Source organism: Pseudomonas sp. SP16.1, assembly GCF_052682975.1.
Genome location: NZ_JBQYFZ010000001.1, coordinates 4064147 through 4084211, shown reverse-complemented (window position 1 = coordinate 4084211; position 20065 = coordinate 4064147). Strand labels below are relative to the sequence as shown.

The 20065-nt window shown below is 67.2% G+C and carries 18 protein-coding genes; 9 read left to right on the top strand and 9 right to left on the bottom strand.

Features of this window, described 5'->3' with window-relative positions; translation table 11 throughout:
* The first annotated feature begins 69 nt into the window (after positions 1 to 69).
* Positions 70 to 717 carry a YitT family protein gene (locus ACUTAF_RS19265; protein ID WP_445581486.1) on the top strand — a complete coding sequence of 216 codons (648 nt, stop codon included), beginning with the start codon at positions 70 to 72 and terminating at the stop codon, positions 715 to 717.
* Here ACUTAF_RS19265 and ACUTAF_RS19260 read toward each other — a convergent pair.
* The 7 genes from ACUTAF_RS19260 to ACUTAF_RS19230 form a co-directional block, all read right to left on the bottom strand.
* Positions 699 to 1166, bottom strand: coding sequence for a metallophosphoesterase family protein (locus ACUTAF_RS19260; protein WP_445581485.1), 468 nt, complete (start codon positions 1164 to 1166; stop codon positions 699 to 701). The two genes, ACUTAF_RS19265 and ACUTAF_RS19260, sit on opposite strands and share 19 nt — an antisense overlap.
* Positions 1167 to 1272: 106 nt before the next feature.
* Positions 1273 to 3111 carry a dihydroxy-acid dehydratase gene (gene ilvD / locus ACUTAF_RS19255; protein WP_445581484.1) on the bottom strand — a complete coding sequence of 613 codons (1839 nt, stop codon included), beginning with the start codon at positions 3109 to 3111 and terminating at the stop codon, positions 1273 to 1275.
* A gap of 227 nt (positions 3112 to 3338) precedes the next feature.
* Entirely contained in the window at positions 3339 to 4196 is an 858-nt protein-coding gene (locus tag ACUTAF_RS19250) for an ABC transporter permease (protein ID WP_445581483.1), read from the bottom strand.
* 6 nt (positions 4197 to 4202) lie between these two features.
* Positions 4203 to 5438 (bottom strand): ABC transporter permease, encoded by a 1236-nt coding sequence (locus ACUTAF_RS19245; RefSeq protein WP_445581482.1) that lies wholly within the window; start codon positions 5436 to 5438, stop codon positions 4203 to 4205.
* 227 nt (positions 5439 to 5665) lie between these two features.
* Positions 5666 to 6739, bottom strand: a complete 1074-nt coding sequence (locus ACUTAF_RS19240) for an ABC transporter substrate-binding protein (protein ID WP_445581481.1) — start codon at positions 6737 to 6739, stop codon at positions 5666 to 5668.
* Positions 6740 to 6773: 34 nt separating this feature from the next.
* Positions 6774 to 7892 carry an ABC transporter ATP-binding protein gene (locus tag ACUTAF_RS19235; RefSeq protein WP_445581480.1) on the bottom strand — a complete coding sequence of 373 codons (1119 nt, stop codon included), beginning with the start codon at positions 7890 to 7892 and terminating at the stop codon, positions 6774 to 6776.
* A gap of 543 nt (positions 7893 to 8435) precedes the next feature.
* On the bottom strand, positions 8436 to 9635 hold the full coding sequence (locus ACUTAF_RS19230) for a class I SAM-dependent rRNA methyltransferase (protein ID WP_445581479.1): 1200 nt from the start codon (positions 9633 to 9635) through the stop codon (positions 8436 to 8438).
* A gap of 193 nt (positions 9636 to 9828) precedes the next feature.
* On the opposite strand from ACUTAF_RS19230, the gene mutM reads away from it, so the two are divergent.
* From mutM to ACUTAF_RS19210, 4 genes are all read left to right on the top strand, one after another.
* A complete protein-coding gene (mutM, locus tag ACUTAF_RS19225; protein ID WP_445581478.1) occupies positions 9829 to 10641 on the top strand; it encodes a bifunctional DNA-formamidopyrimidine glycosylase/DNA-(apurinic or apyrimidinic site) lyase in 813 nt (270 codons plus the stop codon).
* A gap of 44 nt (positions 10642 to 10685) precedes the next feature.
* Positions 10686 to 11264, top strand: coding sequence for a lysophospholipid acyltransferase family protein (locus ACUTAF_RS19220; RefSeq protein WP_445581477.1), 579 nt, complete (start codon positions 10686 to 10688; stop codon positions 11262 to 11264).
* A gap of 76 nt (positions 11265 to 11340) precedes the next feature.
* The gene (locus ACUTAF_RS19215) at positions 11341 to 11679 is read left to right on the top strand and encodes a multidrug transporter (protein ID WP_445581476.1); all 339 of its coding nucleotides are present in this window, start codon (positions 11341 to 11343) and stop codon (positions 11677 to 11679) included.
* An 83-nt stretch (positions 11680 to 11762) separates the two neighbouring features.
* Positions 11763 to 13604 (top strand): Na/Pi cotransporter family protein, encoded by a 1842-nt coding sequence (locus ACUTAF_RS19210; RefSeq protein ID WP_445581475.1) that lies wholly within the window; start codon positions 11763 to 11765, stop codon positions 13602 to 13604.
* Positions 13605 to 13636: 32 nt separating this feature from the next.
* Here the strand turns inward: ACUTAF_RS19210 and ACUTAF_RS19205 are convergent, their stop codons facing one another.
* Positions 13637 to 14536 carry a LysR family transcriptional regulator gene (locus tag ACUTAF_RS19205; RefSeq protein ID WP_445581474.1) on the bottom strand — a complete coding sequence of 300 codons (900 nt, stop codon included), beginning with the start codon at positions 14534 to 14536 and terminating at the stop codon, positions 13637 to 13639.
* Positions 14537 to 14634: 98 nt separating this feature from the next.
* On the opposite strand from ACUTAF_RS19205, the gene ACUTAF_RS19200 reads away from it, so the two are divergent.
* From ACUTAF_RS19200 to ACUTAF_RS19185, 4 genes are all read left to right on the top strand, one after another.
* Entirely contained in the window at positions 14635 to 15876 is a 1242-nt protein-coding gene (locus tag ACUTAF_RS19200; protein WP_445581473.1) for a 3-hydroxyacyl-CoA dehydrogenase, read from the top strand.
* Positions 15873 to 17663, top strand: a complete 1791-nt coding sequence (locus ACUTAF_RS19195; RefSeq protein WP_445581472.1) for an acyl-CoA dehydrogenase C-terminal domain-containing protein — start codon at positions 15873 to 15875, stop codon at positions 17661 to 17663. The genes ACUTAF_RS19200 and ACUTAF_RS19195 overlap by 4 nt, the downstream gene beginning before the upstream one ends.
* 153 nt (positions 17664 to 17816) lie before the next feature.
* Positions 17817 to 18980 (top strand): iron-containing alcohol dehydrogenase, encoded by a 1164-nt coding sequence (locus tag ACUTAF_RS19190; protein WP_445581471.1) that lies wholly within the window; start codon positions 17817 to 17819, stop codon positions 18978 to 18980.
* An 85-nt stretch (positions 18981 to 19065) separates the two neighbouring features.
* A complete protein-coding gene (locus ACUTAF_RS19185; RefSeq protein ID WP_445581470.1) occupies positions 19066 to 19500 on the top strand; it encodes an acyl-CoA thioesterase in 435 nt (144 codons plus the stop codon).
* A 22-nt stretch (positions 19501 to 19522) separates the two neighbouring features.
* On the opposite strand, the gene ACUTAF_RS19180 is transcribed toward ACUTAF_RS19185, so the two are convergent.
* On the bottom strand, positions 19523 to 19975 hold the full coding sequence (locus ACUTAF_RS19180; RefSeq protein ID WP_445581469.1) for a glycine zipper domain-containing protein: 453 nt from the start codon (positions 19973 to 19975) through the stop codon (positions 19523 to 19525).
* Between the last annotated feature and the right edge of the window lie 90 nt (positions 19976 to 20065).

Here is a 20065-nt window from a genome sequence, read left to right as displayed (position 1 = left end):
GGCCAATTCAGGCGCTGGCCGATCTTTCTACCATGCGTCCCTCGTTAGTCGTCACGACAGGTTTTGCGCATGGCCGGAATCCAGTCCAATCGTTCGCAGGCGGACACTTTCGCTGCGATGTTGATTCGCCACCCGCTATGGGAAGATGCCCTGGCGCTGCTGTTCGGCACCTCGCTGGTGGCCCTCGGCATCGCTTTCTACGCCCATGCCGGGTTGCTCACCGGCGGCACCGTGGGCATCGCCTTTCTCGCCAACTACCTGGCCGGCTGGCCGTTCGGCCTGGTGTTCTGCCTGGTCAACCTGCCGTTCTACCTGCTCGGCATCTGGCGCCTGGGCTGGGGCTTCACCCTGCGCACCGGCTGCGCGGTACTGCTGGTGTCGCTGCTGGCCGAACTGACTCCGCAGTGGGTCGCTTTCGCCCATCTGAGCACCCTCTATGCCGCGCTGTTCGGCGGGGCGGCCATGGGCCTGGGGCTGCTGATGCTGTTCCGCCACAAGGCCAGCCTGGGCGGGGTGAATATCCTCGCGCTGTTCCTCCAAGAGCGCTTCGGCCTGCGTGCCGGGGCGGTGCAGATGGGCATCGACGCGGTTATCGTGCTAGGTGCGATCTTCGTGGTGACGCCGGACAAGGTGCTGCTCTCGGTGCTCGGTGCGGTGATGCTGAACCTGGTGCTGGCGATCAACCACCGCGCCGACCGTTATGTCGGGGTGAGCTGAAGCTCGATCAGCTCGGCGCGCGCTTCGCCGTCTTCGATCCGCAGCAGGCCGACGCCGATCGGCAGCCTGAAGCGCCGCGGCCCGGCGCTGCCGGGATTGACCCACAGGCGGCCGTCGCACTCTTCGATCCGCGGCTTGTGCGAGTGGCCGAACACCACCACGCGGATCGACGGCGGCAGATCGGCGGGCACCTGATTGGCCTGGTGGGTGAGATGGATGCCGACGCCGGCCAGCTCCAGCTGCAGCGTTTCGGGCAGCGCCTCGGCCCACTCCAGCCCTTCGTCGTTATTGCCGCGCACCGCGCTTAGCGGCGCCAACTCGCGCAATGCGCCGAGTATCTCCGGCCGGCCGATATCGCCGGCATGCAGGATATGGTCGCAGCCGCGCAGCGCATCCAGCGCCTCGGGGCGCAGCAGGCCGTGGGTGTCGCTGATCAGGCCGATCTTCATGCGCCTCGCTCCATAGAGGCGCCGTGCGCACCGAATGCGTCTGGTGCGCACGGCGCAAAAAGCATGAGCCCGGCGCGGGGCCGGGCTCATGGAGTGTCGCCGTGCCTTATTGGTCCAGCATCGCCTTGTCGCGCACCGCGCCCTTGTCGGCGCTGGTGGCGAGCAGGGCGTAGGCCTTGAGCGCGGTCGAGACCTTGCGCGCACGCGGCTGCGCCGGTTTCCAGCCCTTCTTGTCCTGCACGTGGCGGCGATGAGCGATTTCCTCGTCGCTGACCAGCAGGTTGATGCTGCGGTTGGGAATGTCGATCAGCACCTTGTCGCCGTCCTGCACCAGGCCGATGGCGCCGCCAGCGGCAGCCTCCGGCGAGGCGTGGCCGATGGACAGGCCCGAGGTGCCGCCGGAGAAGCGGCCGTCGGTGAGCAGGGCGCACTGCTTGCCCAGGCCCTTGGACTTCAGGTAGCTGGTCGGATAGAGCATTTCCTGCATGCCCGGGCCGCCTTTCGGGCCTTCGTAGCGAATGATCACGATGTCGCCGGCCTTCACTTCGTCGGCGAGGATGCCCTTAACGGCGCTGTCCTGGCTCTCGAAGATCTTCGCCGTGCCTTCGAACACATGGATCGACTCGTCCACCCCAGCGGTCTTCACCACGCAGCCGTCCAGGGCGATATTGCCGTAGAGAACCGCCAAACCACCTTCTTGCGAATAGGCATGCTCTACCGAGCGGATGCAGCCGTTCTCACGGTCGTCGTCCAGCGTGTCCCAGCGGGTGCTCTGGCTGAAGGCGACCTGGGTCGGGATGCCGGCCGGACCGGCCTTGAAGAAGGTGTGGACCTTCTCGTCGCTGGTCTGGGTGATGTCCCACTGGGCGATGGCGTCGGCCATGCTCGGGCTGTGCACGGTCGGCACGTCGGTGTGCAGCAGGCCGCCACGGGCCAGCTCGCCGAGGATGGAGAAGATGCCGCCGGCGCGGTGGACGTCTTCCATGTGGTACTTCTGGATGTTCGGCGCCACCTTGCACAGCTGCGGCACCTTGCGCGACAGGCGATCGATGTCGCGCAGGTCGAAGGCCAGCTCGGCCTCCTGGGCCGCGGCCAGCAGGTGCAGGATGGTGTTGGTGGAACCGCCCATGGCGATGTCCAGGGTCATGGCGTTCTCGAATGCCTTGAAGCTGGCGACGTTGCGCGGCAGCACGGATTCGTCGCCCTCGCAGTAGTAGCGCTGGCACAGCTCCACCGCCAGGCGCCCGGCGCGCAGGAACAGCTGCTCGCGATCGCTGTGGGTGGCCAGGGTCGAACCGTTACCCGGCAGCGACAGGCCGAGGGCCTCGGTCAGGCAGTTCATCGAGTTGGCGGTGAACATGCCGGAGCAGCTGCCGCAGGTCGGGCAGGCGCTGCGCTCGTACTCGGCGACCTTCTCGTCGGAGCAGGAGTCGTCGGCGGCCACCACCATGGCGTCGACCAGGTCCAGGCCGTGGTTGGCCAGCTTGGTCTTGCCGGCCTCCATCGGCCCGCCGGAGACGAACACCACCGGGATGTTCAGGCGCAGGGCGGCCATCAGCATGCCAGGGGTGATCTTGTCGCAGTTGGAGATGCAGACGATGGCGTCGGCGCAGTGGGCGTTGACCATGTACTCCACGGAGTCGGCGATGATCTCGCGGCTCGGCAGCGAATAGAGCATGCCGTCGTGGCCCATGGCGATGCCGTCGTCCACGGCGATGGTGTTGAATTCCTTGGCCACGCCGCCGTGCTTCTCGATCTCGCGGGCGACCAGCTGGCCGAGGTCCTTCAGGTGCACGTGGCCGGGCACGAACTGGGTGAAGGAGTTGGCGATGGCGATGATCGGCTTCTTGAAGTCTTCATCCTTCATCCCGGTGGCGCGCCACAGGGCGCGAGCGCCGGCCATGTTGCGGCCGTGGGTGGAGGTTTTAGAGCGGTAATCGGGCATGACGGGGTTCCTGCGGCTGATCAGGTGATGTTCGTATGCTGAGCGTCGACTGAACCGGATGCAAACGGAAGGTGGCCGTGCGTTCGGCGGGGCCGCTGGACGCCGCGGGGTGGCCGCGCGTCTGGCCCGTGCTCAGGGCCCGCCAGGGGATGGATGGCGAGGAATGGGGCGATTCTACGCCCGCCGAGGCGGGCGGGGGAAGGCTGGCGGTCGGTTGCCCGCCGCCCTCAGTGCGGGATCTCGATGCCGCGCAGCCGCTCTGCGCGGCGGCGCAGCAGTTCGATGGTCACCAGCAGGGCGATGGACACCAGGATCAGCAGGGTGGCGATGGCCAGGATGCTCGGGTTGATCTGCTCGCGCAGGCCCGAGAACATCTGCCGCGGGATGGTGCGTTGTTGCGGCCCTGCCATGAACAGGATCACCACCACCTCGTCGAACGAGGTGATGAAGGCGAACAGCGCGCCGGAAATCACCCCGGGGCGGATCAGCGGCATGATGATGTCGAAGAACACCCGCAGCGGCGTGGCGCCCAGGTTCAGCGCCGCGCGTGCCAGGCTGTAGTCGAAGCCGGTGAGGGTGGCGGTGACGGTGATGATGACGAAGGGCGTGCCGAGCGCCGCGTGCGCGAGGATCACCCCCAGGTAGCTGCCGGCCAGGCCGAGATCGGAATAGAAGAAGAACATGCCGGCGGCGGTGATGATCAAGGGCACGATCATCGGCGACAGCAGCAGGGCGGTGATGAAGCGGCGATAGGGCATGTCGTCGCGGGCCAGGCCGACGGCGGCGCAGGTGCCGAGCACGGTGGCCAGGACGGTGGCGAAGATGCCGATCAGAAAGCTGTTCTGGATCGCCAGAATCCATTTCGGGTCGCTCAGGATCTCGCGGTACCAGCGCAGCGAGTAGGCCTCCGGGTCCAGCGTGAGCATGCCTTCGGTGAAGCTGAAGAAGGGCTCGGCGTTGAACGATAGCGGCACTATCACCAGGATCGGCAGGATCAGAAACAGCAGCACCAGCCAGGAACTGGCCTTGAGCAGCCAGCTGCCGAGGTGGTGCCAGAAGCCGTAATAGGCGGGAATCTTGGACATTTTGACTTATCCCAACTTGATATTGCTGGCGCCGACGAAACGGTCGTAGACCCAGTACAGCAGCAGGATCAGCCCGAGCAGCAGCGAGCCGAGCGCGGCGGCCAGCTCCCAGTTGTTCGAGCGCTGCATGTGGAAGGCGATGATGTTGCTGATCATCTGCCCGTCGGTGCCGCCGACCAGCGCCGGGGTGATGTAGTAGCCCACCGAGATGATGAATACCAAGAGCGCACCTGCGCTGAGACCCGGCAGGGTCATCGGGAAGTAGATGCGGGCGAAGGCCGGGATCGGCTTGTCGCCCAGGCTCAGGGCGGCGCGCAGATAGCTGGGGTCGATGCCGCGCATCACGCTGTACAGCGGCAGGATCATGAACGGCAGGAGGATATGGGTCATCGCCACCACGGTGGCGAACGAGGTGTAGAGCATCTCGAAGGGCTGGTCGGTCAGGCCGATGCCCATGAGGAAGGAATTGATCACGCCGTTGGTCTGCAGCAGGGCGATCCACGAGGTGGTGCGTACCAGCAGCGAGGTCCAGAACGGCAGCAGCACCAGCACCAGCAGCAGATTCGCGCGGTTTTCCGGCAGGCCCGACAGGTAATAGGCCAGCGGGTAGCCGAGCAGCGCGCAGAGCAGGGTGATGACCAGCGCCATGTTCAGGGTCTTGGAGTACAGCTGCAGGTAGATCTGCGTGTCCTCGCGCACCTGGATGCCTTCGTCCGGGTGCAGCTCTAGGTCGAGGGCGGTGAGGTAGTAGTCGTAGGTGTAGCGCTGGCCGGCGCGGGTGATGGCAAACCACAGCTCGGGCTTGCTCCAGTTGCGATGGGCCGCGAGCAGGGTTTCGACGCCCTGGCTCTGCAGTGCGTCGGCGTCCAGCCGGCCGATGCGCCGGGCGCTGGACTTGACCACGCTGGACATGCCGGTGAAGGCGCGGTTGAACTCCTCGGCCAGCTTGCCGGACAGGCGCTGCTCGTGGAGCCCATGCAGTTCGCCGACGAACACGTTCAGCGTGCGCTCGTCCGGCAGTTGTTTTTGCTCGTCCCAGCGTTCGAGCTCGGCCAGGGTCAGGGGAATCAGCTCGGCCACGGTCGGGTGGTGCACGCTGCGCCACAGCATGGTGCCGATCGGGGCGACGAAGGTGACGAGAATGAACAGCAGCAGCGGCACCACGAAGAGAAAGGCGGTGAGGCGTTTCTTGCGACGGGCGCTGGTGGCTTGGCCGGCTTCGCTGGTGGTCAGGGATGACAAACTGCTTCTCCGGTCGGGTGTAGGGTGGGTTAGCCGCGCAGGACGCCTAGCCAGATAGGCGATGCGGTTGCTGGGCGCGGCGTAACCCACCAAGCGGAATCAGGGGTATCTGGTGGGTTACGGCGCAGCGGGCCTTGAGTGTGTCCAAAGTCTTGCACCATGCGCCTAACCCACCCTACGCAATAGCCGAGCCCCTCTCCCATCGGGAGAGGGGCGTTTTGCACCTGTTACTTCAACAGCCACTCGTTGAACTTCTCGCCGAGCGACTCGCCGTAGTCGGCCCAGAACTCCGAACCGGCCTGGATGCCCTTGTCCAGGTGGGCGGTGGGCAGGTGCGGTGTGGCGCTCTGGTCGGCCAGCGGCATGGACGACTTGCGGGTCGGGCCGTAGGCCACGTCCGGCATGCCGGCCAGCGGCTTGGAGCCGGTGGCGTACTTGATGAACTCCATCGCCAGGTCCTTCTTCTTCGTGCCCTTGACGATGGCCCAGGCGTCGAGGTCGTAGACGTGGCCGTCCCAGACTATCTCGAAGGGTTTCTTCTCCTGCACGATGGCGTCGTAGAAGCGCCCGTTGGCTGACTGCACGAGCACCGCGCCGCCGTCGTTGAGCAGTTGCGGGGCCTGCGACCAGGAGTCGAACCAGACGATGTCAGTCTTGATGCTGGCCAGCTTGTCGAAGGCGCGCTGCTGGCCTTCCGGGGTGGCGAGCACTTCGTAGACTTCCTCCGGCGCCACGCCGTCTGCCAGCAGTGCCCACTCCATGTTCACCTGCGGGCGCTTGCGCATGGCGCGCTTGCCGGGAATCTTGGCGGTGTCGAAGAAGTCCTCGATGCTCGCCGCCTTGGTCGCGCCTATGGTGTTCTGGTTGTAGGCGAACACCACCGACCAGACGATGTTGCCGACCGCGCACTCGCTGGCCAGGGCTTCGGGGATGAAGTCCTTGGCGGCCGGGGTGCCGTCGATACCGGCCGGCAGGGTGCCGTGGTCGAGGCTCTCCAGCAGGCCCTCGGAGCAGGCGCGCTCGAGGTCGATCACCTCGAAGTCGACCACGTCCCACTGGATATTGCCGGACTCGACCTGGGCCTTGATCTCCGCCACGCCGCCGGAGTAGTCCTCGAACAGCACCTTGACCCCGCTGTCCTTCATGTAGGGGTCGATGACGTGCTTCTTCTGCGCCGCGCCATAGGCGCCGCCCCAGGACACCACGGTGAGGCTGTCCTCGGCGCTGGCGCTACCCGCCGCAAGCCCCAGAGCCGCCACCAGGGCGAAGGTGGAAACGCTGGTAGTCAGTGATCTAGCCATTGCTGTGCTCCATTTGCTTCTACTAGTTGTGGGGTCAGAGCGTCGTCGGCACTTCCGATCGATCCAGGGCCTGGCTGTCTTCCGGCAGCCAGGCCAGGGCGACCTCTTCCTGGGCGCTGAGCCTGGGGGCTGAACTGTCGTTCAGATTCTTCACCACCAGCTCGCTGCCGCTGGCGGTCTCGAAGTGGTAGCGGATGTATTCGCCGACATAGTGGCGGGTGACGAAGCGTGCCTTGATCTCGTTGCCGGCGCCGCCCAGGCGGTCGGTGAAGTTGAGCTTCTCCGGGCGTACCGACACCGTGGTCGGCTGGCCGACCTCGGTGCAGTTGGCCTTGAGCGTGCTGACCAGGCCGCCATCGTCCAGGCGTACCTGAACCTGGTCCTCGCCGACTGCCTCGATCACCCCGGGCAGCTTGTTGCTCTCGCCGATGAAGTCGGCGACGAACAGGTTGGCCGGGCGTTCGTAGAGCACGTGGGGCGGCGCGCACTGCTGCACCACGCCGTTGTTGAACACGGCGATGCGGTCGCTCATGGTCAGCGCTTCGGTCTGGTCGTGGGTCACGTAGATCACGGTGAAGCCGAGCTGCTCGTGCAGGCGCTTGATCTCGAACTGCATCTGCTCGCGCAGCTTCTTGTCCAGGGCGCCGAGCGGTTCGTCCATCAGCACTATGTCCGGGGCGAAGATCAGCGCGCGGGCCAGGGCCACGCGCTGGCGCTGGCCGCCGGAGAGCTGGCCGGGGTAGCGGCCGCCGAAGGCCTGCAGCTCGACCAGGGCGAGGTAGTCCTCGACCTTGGCGCGAATCTCGTCCCTGGGCAGCTTGCGGATCTTCAGCGGGTAGGCGAGGTTCTCGCGGATGGTCATGTGCGGGAACAGCGCGTACTGCTGGAAGACCATGCCGATGTTGCGGTCGTAGGGGGCGATGCTGGTGACGTTGCGGCCGTTGATCAGGATTTCGCCGCTGGTCACGTCCTCGAAGCCGGCGAGCATCATCAGGCAGGTGGTCTTGCCCGAACCAGATGGGCCGAGCAGGGTGATGAACTCGCCCTTGGCCACGTCGAGGTTGAAGTCCTTGACCACCAGCGTCTTGTGGTCGTAGGTCTTCTTCACACTGGTGAATCGCAGGAACGCGTCGTTCCCAGCCTGCACAGCCATAGTTCTCCCCATTGCCCATCAAGACGGGCCAGCTCGTGGCCGGGCCCGTACTGCTTGAGTCGATTCGTCCCTGTCGTGCGGTCCGATCGTTATGTAAATAACCAAAAGCAATAAGCACGCCAGCCGACGAACGGTTGTGCGGCGGCGCTCTGCTCCGCAGGCTAAAGCCTAGTCCAGCCTGGACGGGATGCGAGGAAGGTGGGGCGGGAGGTAACAGGAGGTGGGGGAAAGGACACCTGCCGACACGCACCCGGCAGGTGCGCGCCGCCCGAGCGTTGGGCGGCGGGGCAGGGTGAATCGCGCTATATCGATCCACCGAGCGGAATCAGGGCGACCCCAATGGTGGGTTACGGCGCAGCAGGCTGTGCTCGTATCGACAGTTTTGGACCATGCGCAATCCCCATGGATGGGGTGAATGCCGCAAGCCCGCCGGGAGCGGGCGCGGCCTAACCCACCCGGCGGCATTGCCCAGCGCGTAGCCCGGATGCAATACGGGACGCGCGGTGCCGGACAGCTCCGGATTTCCTCCGGACCACGCATTTCTCAGCTGTTGGGCAGCAGGCGCACGGTCAGGCTCTTGATGTAGCGGGTCTCATTGATGGCCGGGTGGACCGGGTGATCCGGGCCCTGGGCGCCGCGTTCGAGCAACTGGATGTTGCGGTCCAGGTGGCGCGCGCTGGTCAACAGGATGTTCTGCAGGTCGTCCTCGGGCAGATGCATGGAGCAGCTGGCGCTGACCAGGATGCCGTCCTTGCTCAGCAGGCGCATGGCGGCTTCGTTGAGGCGGCGGTAGGCGGCCTCGCCGTTCTTGAGATCTTTCTTGCGCTTGATAAAGGCGGGCGGGTCGGCGATCACCACGTCGAAGCGCTCCTCGGCGGCCTTCAGCTCGCGCAGGGCGGCGAAGGCATCGCCCTCCACGCACGTCACCTTCTCGCCCACGCCGTTGAGCGCGGCGTTGCGCTCCACGCCGTCGAGGGCGAAGCCCGAGGCGTCGACGCAGAACACTTCGCTAGCGCCGAAGGCCGCGGCCTGCACGCCCCAGCCGCCGATATAGCTGAACAGGTCGAGCACGCGCCTGCCCTTGACGTAGGGCGCCAGGCGCGCTCGGTTCATGCGGTGGTCGTAAAACCAGCCGGTCTTCTGCCCCTCGATCACCGGCGCCTCGAACCTGACCCCGTTCTCTTCCAGGGCGACCCACTCGGGCACCTGGCCGTAGGCGGTCTCCACGTAGCGCTGCAGGCCCTCGGCGTCGCGCGCGCTGGAGTCGTTCTTGAACAGGATGCCGCTGGGCTTGCACACCTGGACCAGCGCGGCGAGCACCTCGTCCTTGTGCGCTTCCATGGTGGCCGAGGCCAGCTGCACCACGAGGATGTCGAAGAAACGGTCGACCACCAGCCCCGGCAGCAGGTCGGAGTCGCCGTACACCAGGCGGTAGCAGGGTTTGTCGAACAGGCGCTCGCGCAGGCTCAGGGCGACGTTGAGGCGGTGTACCAGCAGGGACTTGTCCAGCACGTGCTTGACGTCGCGCGACAGCAGGCGGGCGCAGATCAGGTTGTTCGGGCTCATGGCGACCACGCCCAGCGGCTTGCCGCCGGCGGCTTCGAGGATTGCCTGGTCGCCGGCGGCAAAGCCGTGCAGCGGCGTGGCGGCGACGTCGATCTCGTTGCTGTAGACCCACAGGTGGCCGGCGCGCAGGCGTCGGTCGGCGTTGGCTTTCAGGCGCAGGCTGGGCAGGGAGGGCATGGGTTCGGGCTCCGCGGAAAAAGAGCGGGATTATAGCGGGTTGCGCCTGCGTCCGTAGCAGGCGCCGTGAGTCCCGGGTGTTGCGGGGGGCGTTGTTCCTGCGCGCGCGGCCTGGACGACCGCCGACACCCTACCGTTTCCAGCGCCGCTCCTGCTAAGGTGGCGCTCCGCCGTTGCTCCCAGCCGTACTGCCATGCCCGAACTGCCCGAAGTCGAAACCACCCGCCGCGGTATCGCCCCCTACCTGATCGGTGAGCGCGTCAGCCGCGTCATCGTGCGCGAGCGCCGGCTGCGCTGGCCGATCCCGGAAGACCTGGACGTGCGCCTGTCCGGCCAGCGCATCGAGTGCGTCGAGCGTCGCGCCAAGTACCTGCTGATCAAGGCCGAGAGCGGCAGCCTGATCGGCCACCTGGGCATGTCCGGCAGCCTGCGTCTGGTCGAGTGCGGCCTGGCCGCGGCCAAGCACGAGCACGTCGATATCGAGCTGGAGTCCGGCCTGGCCCTGCGCTACACCGACCCGCGGCGCTTCGGCGCGCTGCTGTGGAGCGAAGACCCGCTGCATCACGAACTGCTCGCCCGGCTCGGGCCGGAGCCGCTGGGCGAGGCGTTCGACGGCGAGCGCCTGTTCCAGCTGTCGCGCGGGCGCAGCATGGCGGTCAAACCCTTCATCATGGACAACGCCGTGGTGGTAGGCGTGGGCAACATCTACGCGAGCGAGGCGCTGTTCGCCGCCGGCATCGACCCGCGCCGCGCGGCCGGCTCGATCTCGCGGGCGCGCTACCTGAAGCTGGCAGAGGCGATCAAGCGCATCCTGGCTCATGCCATCGAACGCGGCGGCACCACGCTGCGCGATTTCGTCGGCGGCGACGGCCAGCCCGGCTACTTCCAGCAGGAGCTGTTCGTCTACGGCCGCGGCGGCGAGTTCTGCAAGCTGTGCGGCAGCACCCTGCGCGAGGTCAAGCTGGGCCAGCGCGCCAGCGTCTACTGCCCGCGCTGCCAACGCTGAAATAGACGGATCGCGATCACAACAAGAAATGCCGAGGTCGATCGATGTCCGGTAACTACCTGCCGCGCAACCCGGCCGCCGAATGGGTGGGGCGCAGCGTGCTGAAACTCATGGGTTGGCGGATCGAGGGTGAGCTGCCCAGGCTCGACAAGTTCGTCGCCATCGGCGCCCACCACACCTCCAACTGGGACTTCGTGATCTTTATCGCGCTGAAGTTCGTGCTGCGCCTGAACGCCCGCTGGTTCGGCAAGCACAGTATCTTTCGCTGGCCCTTCGGCAGCCTGATGCGCGCCTGGGGCGGCATCCCGATCCGCCGCGACCGGCAGCGCAATACCGTGGAACAGGCAGTGCAGGCCTTCCGCGAGCACGATCAGTTCATCCTGGTGCTGTCGCCGGAAGGCACGCGCAAGAAGGTCGAGCGCTGGAAGATGGGCTTCTACCATATCGCGCTGGGAGCGGGCGTGCCGATCGTGCTGGGTGCGCTGGATTACCAGAACCGCCGGGTGGTCATCGGCCCGACCTTCCAGCCCAGCGGCGACGAGCGAGCCGACCTGGCCGCCATGCTGGCGTTTTTCCGCCCCTACGTGCCGAAGAAGCCGCAGTACGCCTTTCATGGCGATTGATGCCCGTCACGCTGACAACGACCGATGCGCTGTTATAGTTACTGGCACTTTCCCGAATAAGCTGAAGGATCGCCCCATGAAACCGTTTCGCACGACCGCTGCTGTCCTGGCGCTGACCTCTGGCCTGCTGGCGCTGCCGGCGCAGGCGGAAGTGGTGCAGGAGAATGCCAGCGGCGACCCCTATTACACCGTCGAGGCACCCAAGGGCTACGCCATGATCGGCGACCTGGTGGTCGCCCGTCCCTTGCTGATCGGCGCTACCGCCATCGGTGTCGTGGCCTTCGTCGTCAGCCTGCCGTTCACCGCGCTGGGCGGCAACGTCGGCGAAGCGGCGCAATCGCTCGTGGTCGAGCCGGGCAAGGAGGCTTTCGTCCGTTGCCTGGGCTGCACCACCAGCGGCTACAAGCAAGACTGATCGGCCCTCGGCGCATTTGATGCGGCCCCTTGCCCAGCGATGGGTGAGGGGCCGTTTTGCGTTGTTGGCGGGGAGAAAGCAGATTGAAGGCGCATTCACGGCAGCTGCTGTTGGCGGTGTTGGGCCTGGGGTTGGCCTTGTCCTTCTGGTTCAGCGCCGGCTGGCTGGCGCTCTGCGCCGGGCTGGCGCTGTTTCTGTTCGGCATGCAGTGTCTGGAGGAGGGGTTGCGCGAGCTGGCCGGGGGCAGATTGGAACGCCTGCTCGCGCTCAGCACGGCGACGCCGTTCAAGAGCCTGATGTTCGGTGTCAGCGCCACCATGCTGGTGCAGTCCAGTTCGCTGGTGTCCCTGCTGACCATCGCCTTTCTCAGCACCGGGCTGATCCAGCTGGCGTCCGGCATCGCCATCCTGTTCGGCGCCAACCTCGGCACCACCAGCGGCATCTGGCTGCTGGCCCTGGCCGGGCAGGACCTCAGTCTGTCGCCCCTGGCGCTGCCGCTGCTGGTATTCGGCGTGCTCGGCGGCTTCAACGGCGAGCAGGGCCGGGCCGCAGGCCGAGTGGTGCTGGGGGTGGCGTTCCTGTTTCTCGGTATCGAGCAGATGAAGGATGGCTTCGCCGCGTTCGCCGGCGACTTCGATCCGCTGCGCTACCAGCTGCCGGGGCTGGCGGGGCATCTGCTGTTCGCCCTGGTCGGCGTGCTGGTCACCGTGCTGCTGCAGTCCAGCCACGCCACCCTGATGCTGACCCTGACCGCCCTGGGCGGCGGCCAGCTGGGCCTGGAGCAGGGCCTGGCGATCGCCGTCGGCTCCAACCTCGGCAGTACCGTGACGGCGGTGCTCGGCGCGCTGGGCGGCGAGCGTCCGGGTCAACGCCTGGCGTTGGTCCACGTGCTGTTCAACCTGAGCACCGGGCTGATCGCCCTGCTCCTGCTGTTGCCGCTGGCGGCGCTGGTGCGCTGGCTGACCGGGCCGCTGGGGCTGGGCGACAACCCGCTGATCCAGCTGGCGCTGTTCCATAGCCTGTTCAATGCCCTGGGCGTCGCGCTGTTCTGGCCCTGGCAGGCGCGCCTGGCCGAGCTGCTGCAGCGCTGGCTGCCGGACCGGGCCGAGCCGCGGGTGCTGATCGCCGAGCTGGCGGGCCAGGTGCAGGCGCGGGCGCCGGTCAGTCGCGCCCGCTACCTGGACGACAACGCCCTGGTCAGTGCCGACAGCGCCGCCCATGCGCTGGTGCTGGAGCTGCGCCACCTGGCGCGCCTGAGCCTCGAGGTGATCTGCCACGCGCTCTTCCTGCCGGTCGATCAGCTGGCGCGCGAGCGGCCGGACGAGGCGCTGCTGGCGGCGCGCCCGGCGGCGCGCCAGCTGGATGCCGAGACGCTCTACCAGCGGCATATCAAGGGCGTGTATGGCGATCTGCTGGATTTCGTCGGCCGTCTGCAACTGAGTCTGGACGAGGCGCACCAGCAGTTCTGGGTCAACTGCCAGCTGGCCGCGTTGCAACTGGTGGACGCGGTCAAGGACGCCAAGCACCTGCAGAAGAACCTGGGCCGCTACCTCGACGGTCCCGATTGCGCGGCGCGCCAGGCCTACGTCGGCCTGCGCCAGCACCTGCTTGGCGTGCTGCACCAGGTGCGCGAGCTGGGCCGCATGGAGCTGCCGGAGCAGGCCTGGGACGAGCGCCTGGAGCTGTTCGACCAGCAGGCGGCGAGTTTCGACGCGGCGTTTCGTCAGCAACTGTTCGCCGCGGTGCGCGAACGGCGTCTGGATGGCGGTCAGGCCAGCTCGCTGATGAACGACCTGGGCTACGTCAGCCGCATCACCCAGAGCCTGCGCAACGTCCTGATGCTGGGGCAGGGCGAGGGCAACGAGCTGCTGCGGCAGATCCGCCAGATGGTGGCCGAGGACGGGCCGCTGATCCGGCTGGACTGAAGGCGGCGCGGCAGCAGACCGCCGAAGCGGTACTAGCCGGCCACCGCGACTATCTCCTCGATCAGCCACTGCAGCGCGGCATCGCGGCCGCGCTGCGCCAGGCTGACGATCTCCAGATGGAAGGGGCCGAGGGCGAACGGCAGGTCGAACAGCTGTAGCGGCAGCAGGGTGGCGAAGTGACGCGCCAGGGCGGTGGGCAGCACCGCCGCCAGCTCGCTGCCGGCGACTATGTGCGCGGCCTGCAGGTAGTTCGGCGTGGTGTAGAGAATCTGTCGCGACAGGCCCTGTTCGCCCAGCCACTGATCGACCATGCCGCGGGTCTGGCCGCCATGCACCCAGAGATGACGCAGGCGCAGGAAGCCGTCCAGGTCCAGGTTGCCCTGGCGCAGCAGCGGATGCTCGCGGCGCACCGCCAGCTTGAGCGTCTCGCTCATCCAGTGCAGGCGGGCGAAGCGCGCGGGAATCTCGTCGAAGCGACCCAGCACCAGGTCCAGCTCGCCCTTGTCCAGCGCCTCCATCGGCAGGCTCGGGCTGAGATGGCGAATATCGATGCCGATGCCAGGAGCTTTGCGGCTGAGGCGGTCGAGCAGGCGCGGCATGCACACCAGTTCGACGTAGTCGGTAACGGCGATGCGAAAGCGCTGACGACTCTCGCCCGGATCGAAGGCCTCGCCGGCGGCCAGGCTCTGTTCCAGCTGACGCAACGCGCTGCGGATCGGCGCCTCCAGAGCCAGCGCCCGCGGCGTCGGCTGCATGCGCCGGCCGACGCGCACCAGCAGCGGGTCGCCGAGCAGCTCGCGCAGGCGGTTCAAGGCATTGCTCACCGCCGGCTGGCTCAGCGCCAGGCGTTCGGCGGCGCGCGAGACGTTCTGTTCGCGCAGCAGGGCATCAAGCACGCGCAGCAGGTTGAGGTCGAAGTTGGTGAAATTCATCTACTGAATACGTCGTATCACAAGACTAAATTTCAAAAATAGTAGCGGCTTGCATATGGTGACCCAAGCTTTTTTCTGCGTACCCGAGAGGAACAACAATGACTCAAGTCGTCTCGCCGCTTCGCTGCGCCGCCGTGATCGGCGCCGGCACCATGGGCCGCGGCATCGTCATCAGCCTTGCCAATGCCGGCCTGCAGGTGCTGTGGCTGGACAACAATCCGCAGATGGTCGAGCAGGGCCTGGCAATGGCCGAGGAAACCTGGGCGCACAACGTCGCCAAGGGTCGCATCGATGAGGCCGAAGCCGCGGCGCGACGCGCCCGAATCCATGCGGTGGAAAGCTATGCGGCCCTGGCCGACGCCGACTTGGTGATCGAGGCGGTGTACGAGAATCTCGAGCTCAAGCAACGCATTTTCCGCGAGCTGGACGCGGTGATGAAGCCCGGCGCCATCCTCGCCAGCAATACCTCGGCGCTGGATATCGACGCTATCGCCGCCGTCACCGCGCGGCCGGAAGCCGTGCTGGGCCTGCATTTCTTCAGCCCGGCGCACATCATGAAGCTGCTGGAGATCGTGCGCGGCGGCAAAACCGCCCCGGCGGTGTTGGACGCGGCGCTGGCATTGGGCGAGCGCATGGGCAAGGTGGCGGTGGTGGCCGGCAACTGCCACGGCTTTATCGGCAACCGCATGCTGCACACCTACGTGCGCGAGGCGCGCATGCTGCTGCTCGAAGGCGCCTGGCCGCAGCAGGTGGACGCGGCGCTGCAGGGCTTCGGCTTCGCCATGGGGCCGTTTCGCATGTACGACGTGGTCGGCATCGACCTGGAATGGCGCGCCCGCGAACTGGCAGGGGAGGGGCAGGATGATCCGGCGGTACAGGTGGACAACCGCCTGTGCGAGCTGGGCCGCTTCGGCCAGAAGAGCGGCAAGGGCTACTACCTCTATGCGCCCGGCAGTCGCCAGGCCGAGCATGACCCTGTCGTCGACGGCTTGGTGCAGATGCAGTCGGAGCGCCTGGGTTTCACCCGCCGCGATATCGGCAACGAGGAGATTCTCGAGCGCTGCCTGCTGGCGCTGGTCAACGAGGGGGCGAAGATTCTCGAGGAGAACATCGCCGCCAACAGCCACGACATCGACCTGGTCTATCTCAACGGCTACGGCTTTCCTGCCGAGCGCGGCGGCCCGATGGCCTGGGCCGATGGCGAGGGTGTCGCGGCGATCCATCGGGGCCTGTTGCAACTGACCGAGCGTTTCGGCGCGCACTGGCAGCCGGCGGCGCTGATCGAGCGCCTGGCTGCCGAGAACAAGCAGTTCAGCGACGTACAGGAGGGTCGGGTATGAGTTATCAGGCGCCATTGCGCGATATGCGCTTCGTGCTGCACGAACTGTTCGACGCTGCCGGCCACTGCGAGCGCCTGGGCAACGGCCTGGACCGTGAGCTCATCGACGGTGTGCTGGAGGAGGCGGCAGCCTTCGCCGCGGGTGAGATCGCCCCGCTCAATCGCAACAGCGACGAGGAGGGCTGCCGCCTGGAGAATGGTCAGGTCAGCACGCCCAAGGGCTTTGCCGAGGCCTACCGGCAATACGTGGACAACGGCTGGGCGAGCATGACCGGGCCGGTGGAGTACGGCGGCCAGGGCTTTCCGCAGCTGGTGGCCTTCGCCTTTCACGAGATGCTGATGGGCGCCTCGCTGTCCTTCCGCGTCTACTCCGGGCTGACCGAAGGCGCCGTATTGGCGCTGCACAAGCACGGCAGCGAAACGCTGAAACAGCAGTACCTCAGCAAGCTGGTCAGCGGCCAGTGGACCGGCACCATGTGCCTGACCGAGCCGCAGGCCGGCACCGACCTGGCCCTGCTGCGCACCCGCGCCGAGCCGCAGGCCGATGGCAGCTACAAGGTCAGCGGCAGCAAGATCTTTATCAGCGGCGGCGAGCAGGATTTTTCCGAGAACATCGTCCACCTGGTGCTGGCGCGTCTGCCGGATGCGCCGCTTGGCGTGAAGGGCATCAGCCTGCTGCTGGTGCCGAAATTTATCGCCGCCGCCGATGGTACGCCTGGCGAACGCAACAGCCTGTCGTGCGGGGCCATCGAGCACAAGATGGGCATCAAGGGGGCCTCCACCTGCGTGATGAACTTCGACGGCGCCACCGGGTGGCTGGTGGGCGAGGCCAACCAGGGCCTGGCCTGCATGTTCACCATGATGAACGACGCGCGCTTTCAGGTCGGCCTGCAGGGCCTCGGCATCGGCGAGGCGGCCTTTCAGGGCGCGTTGAGATACGCGAAGGAGCGTCTGCAGTCCCGTGGTCTGGCGGGTGTGCAGGCCGCCGACAAACCGGCCGATCCGATCATCGTGCATCCCGACGTGCGGCGTATGCTGCTGACGCAGAAGACCCTGGTCGAGGGCAGCCGCATGCTCGCCGCGTACACCGCGCGCCAGCTCGATCTGGAGCACGGCGCCGAGTCGGCCGAGGCGCGCAAGGCCGCCGGCAAGCGCGCGGCGCTGCTGATCCCCATCGTCAAGGCGTTCTTCACCGACATGGGCCAGGAGGTGGCCAGCCACGGCGTGCAGGTCTATGGCGGCCACGGCTTCATCCGCGAGTGGGGCATGGAACAGCTGATGCGCGACAGCCGCATCACCCAGCTCTACGAGGGCACCAACGGCATCCAGGCGCTGGACTATATCCGCCGCAAGCTGCTGGGCGACGGCGGCGCCGAGCTGTCCGCGCTGCAGGCCGAGTTCAGCGAACTGTGCGACTTCCAGGCGAGCCGCCCGGCGCTGGCGGAGATGGCGGCCGTGGTGCAGGCGCGCCTGGGCGAATGGCGCGAACTGACTGCCTCGGTGCTCGCGGCTTGCCAGCGCGACCCACAGGAAATCGGCGCCACTTCGGTGGATTTCCTCCAGTACTCGGCCTACGTGCTGCTGGCCGGCTTTTGGCTGCAGGCCGCAGCAAGGGCGCAGGATGCGCTGGAGGCAGGCAGCGGCGAGACGGCCTTCTACCGGGCCAAGCTGCAAAGCGCGCAGTTCTACCTGCGCCGCGTGCTGCCGCGCGCCAGCGGCCACCGCGAGGCGCTGCTGGGCGGGGCGGACTGCCTGATGGCCATGGATGCGGACAGTTTCGCGTTCTAGCGACGGGCGTTGGTGCGCACGGCGCACCCTACGTACGAGGCGCATCCGGCAGACGTAGGGTGTCGCGGGGCCGCCTAGGCCGTGCGCACCATCCGCCACCGATTGCACGATCAACCCCGGATTGCATCCGGGCTACAACAAGAGGAGCACCCCATGCACCCCTTCAGCTTCGCCACTACCGCGCAGATCCTCTGCGAGTCCGGCGCCAGCCTGCGCCTGGCCGAACTCTGCCGCGAGCGTGGCGCCCGGCGCGTGCTGATCGTCACCGATCCCGGCATCACCCGTCTCGGTCTGCTCGAACCCTTGCTGCCGGGCTTCGCCGCCGCCGGCATGAGCGTCGAGGTATTCGACCAGGTGCTGGCCGACCCGCCCGAGGCCGTGGTGCTGGCCGCCGTGGCCCAGGCCCGCGAGCTGCAGGCGGAGCTGGTGGTCGGTTTCGGCGGCGGCAGCTCGATGGACGTGGCCAAGCTGGTGGCCTTGCTGGCGCATCCCGACTGCGGTCAGGCGCTGAGCGAGATCTACGGCGTGGGCAATGCCAGCGGCCGGCGCCTGCCGCTGATCCAGGTGCCGACCACCGCCGGCACCGGCTCGGAGGTGACGCCGATCGCCATCGTCACCACCGGCGACACCACCAAGATGGGCGTGGTTTCGCCGCTGCTGCTGCCGGATCTGGCCCTGCTCGACGCCGACCTCACTCTCGGCCTGCCACCGGCGGTGACCGCCGCCACCGGCATCGACGCCATGGTGCATGCCATCGAGGCCTACACCAGCGCGCTGAAGAAGAACCCCATTTCCGACCTGCTGGCGCGCGAGGCGCTGCGTCTGCTGTCAGCCAACCTCGACGAGGTGGTGCACAACGGCGGCAATCGCGACGCGCGCCAGGCCATGCTGCTCGGCGCCTGCCTGGCCGGGCAGGCCTTCGCCAACGCGCCGGTGGCGGCGGTGCATGCGCTGGCCTACCCGCTGGGCGGGCATTTCCATATTCCCCACGGGCTGTCCAACGCCCTGGTGCTGCCGCAGGTGCTGGCGTTCAACGCCCAGGTGGCCGCGCCGCTGTACGCCGAGCTGGCGCCACTGGTATTGGGCGAGCGTCTGCGGGCGGGCAGTGCGGCGGCGCAGACCGAGCAACTGATCGAGGCGTTGGCCGCTTTCAGCCGGCGCAGCGGCCTGCCGACGCGGCTGCGCGATGCCGGGGTGAGCGAGGCCATGTTGCCGACGCTGGCGGCGGACGCCATGCTGCAGCAGCGCCTGCTGGTGAATAACCCGCGCGAGATGAACGAGCAGCAGGCGCTGGCCATCTACCAGGCCGCTTACTGATACGGTCGCGGCTAAAGCCCCTCCCACAAGAGCACCGCAGCTTGTGGGAGGGGCTTTAGCCGCGATGCCAACTCAAGGACCCTCGATGAGCCAACCCCAACACCTGCGCGGCGACTACCGCCACTTTCAGCCGATCACCACGCGCTGGCACGACAACGACCTCTACGGCCATGTCAACAACGTAACCTACTACGGTTACTTCGACAGCGCGGTGAACGCCTACCTGATCGCCGAGGGCGGCCTGGATATCCATGCTGGCGAGGTGGTTGGCTTCGTGGTCAGCTCGGCTTGCGACTACTTCGCCTCCATCGCCTTCCCCGACGCCATCGAGGTCGGCCTGCGTGTCGGCAAGCTGGGCAACAGCTCGGTGCAGTACGAGTTGGCGGTGTTCAAGGCCGGCGAGCAGCAGGCCTGCGCCGCCGGGCGTTTCGTCCACGTGTTCGTCGAGCGCGCGAGCAACCGGCCGGTGCCGATTCCGGCCAGGTTGCGCGGGGCGATGGAGCGGTTGCTGGTGGAGTAAGAAGGCCGGGGCGCCGTCTTCGTCAGTGATGGCGCCAGCGCTTCTTGTGCTTCTTCTTGCCGTGATAGTGGTGATGGTGGTGCACGTCGCGATAGCCGCGGCGATCGTCGTGGTAGCTGGTATTGCCCATATGGTTGCCCAGTGCGCCGCCGGCGCCGCCGCCCACCGCGGCACCGACCAGGCCGCCGGTGCTGCCGCCGACCTGCTGGCCGACCACGTTGCCCCCCGCCGCGCCCAGGGCGCCGCCGATGGCCGCCTCGGTACGGCTGCGACGATCGGCGCCCACCGCGCTGCCGGCCGCGCCGCCGAGACCGGCACCGACCGCGGCGCCGGTCGTGCCGCCGACCTGCTGGCCGACCATTGCCCCGACGACACCGCCCAGGGCGCCGCCGAGGCCGGCTTCGGTATTGCCTGCCAGGGCGAAACCGCCGCTGGTCAGGCCAAGGGAGAGGAGGAGCAATTGCAGGGACTTCATGGACACCTCGATGACAGAGCCGCCTTGCGGCGAGAGTTGTTGCATAGACAGGCGCAGCCCGCGTCGGGTTCCCGACCTGTGGTCGGCCGC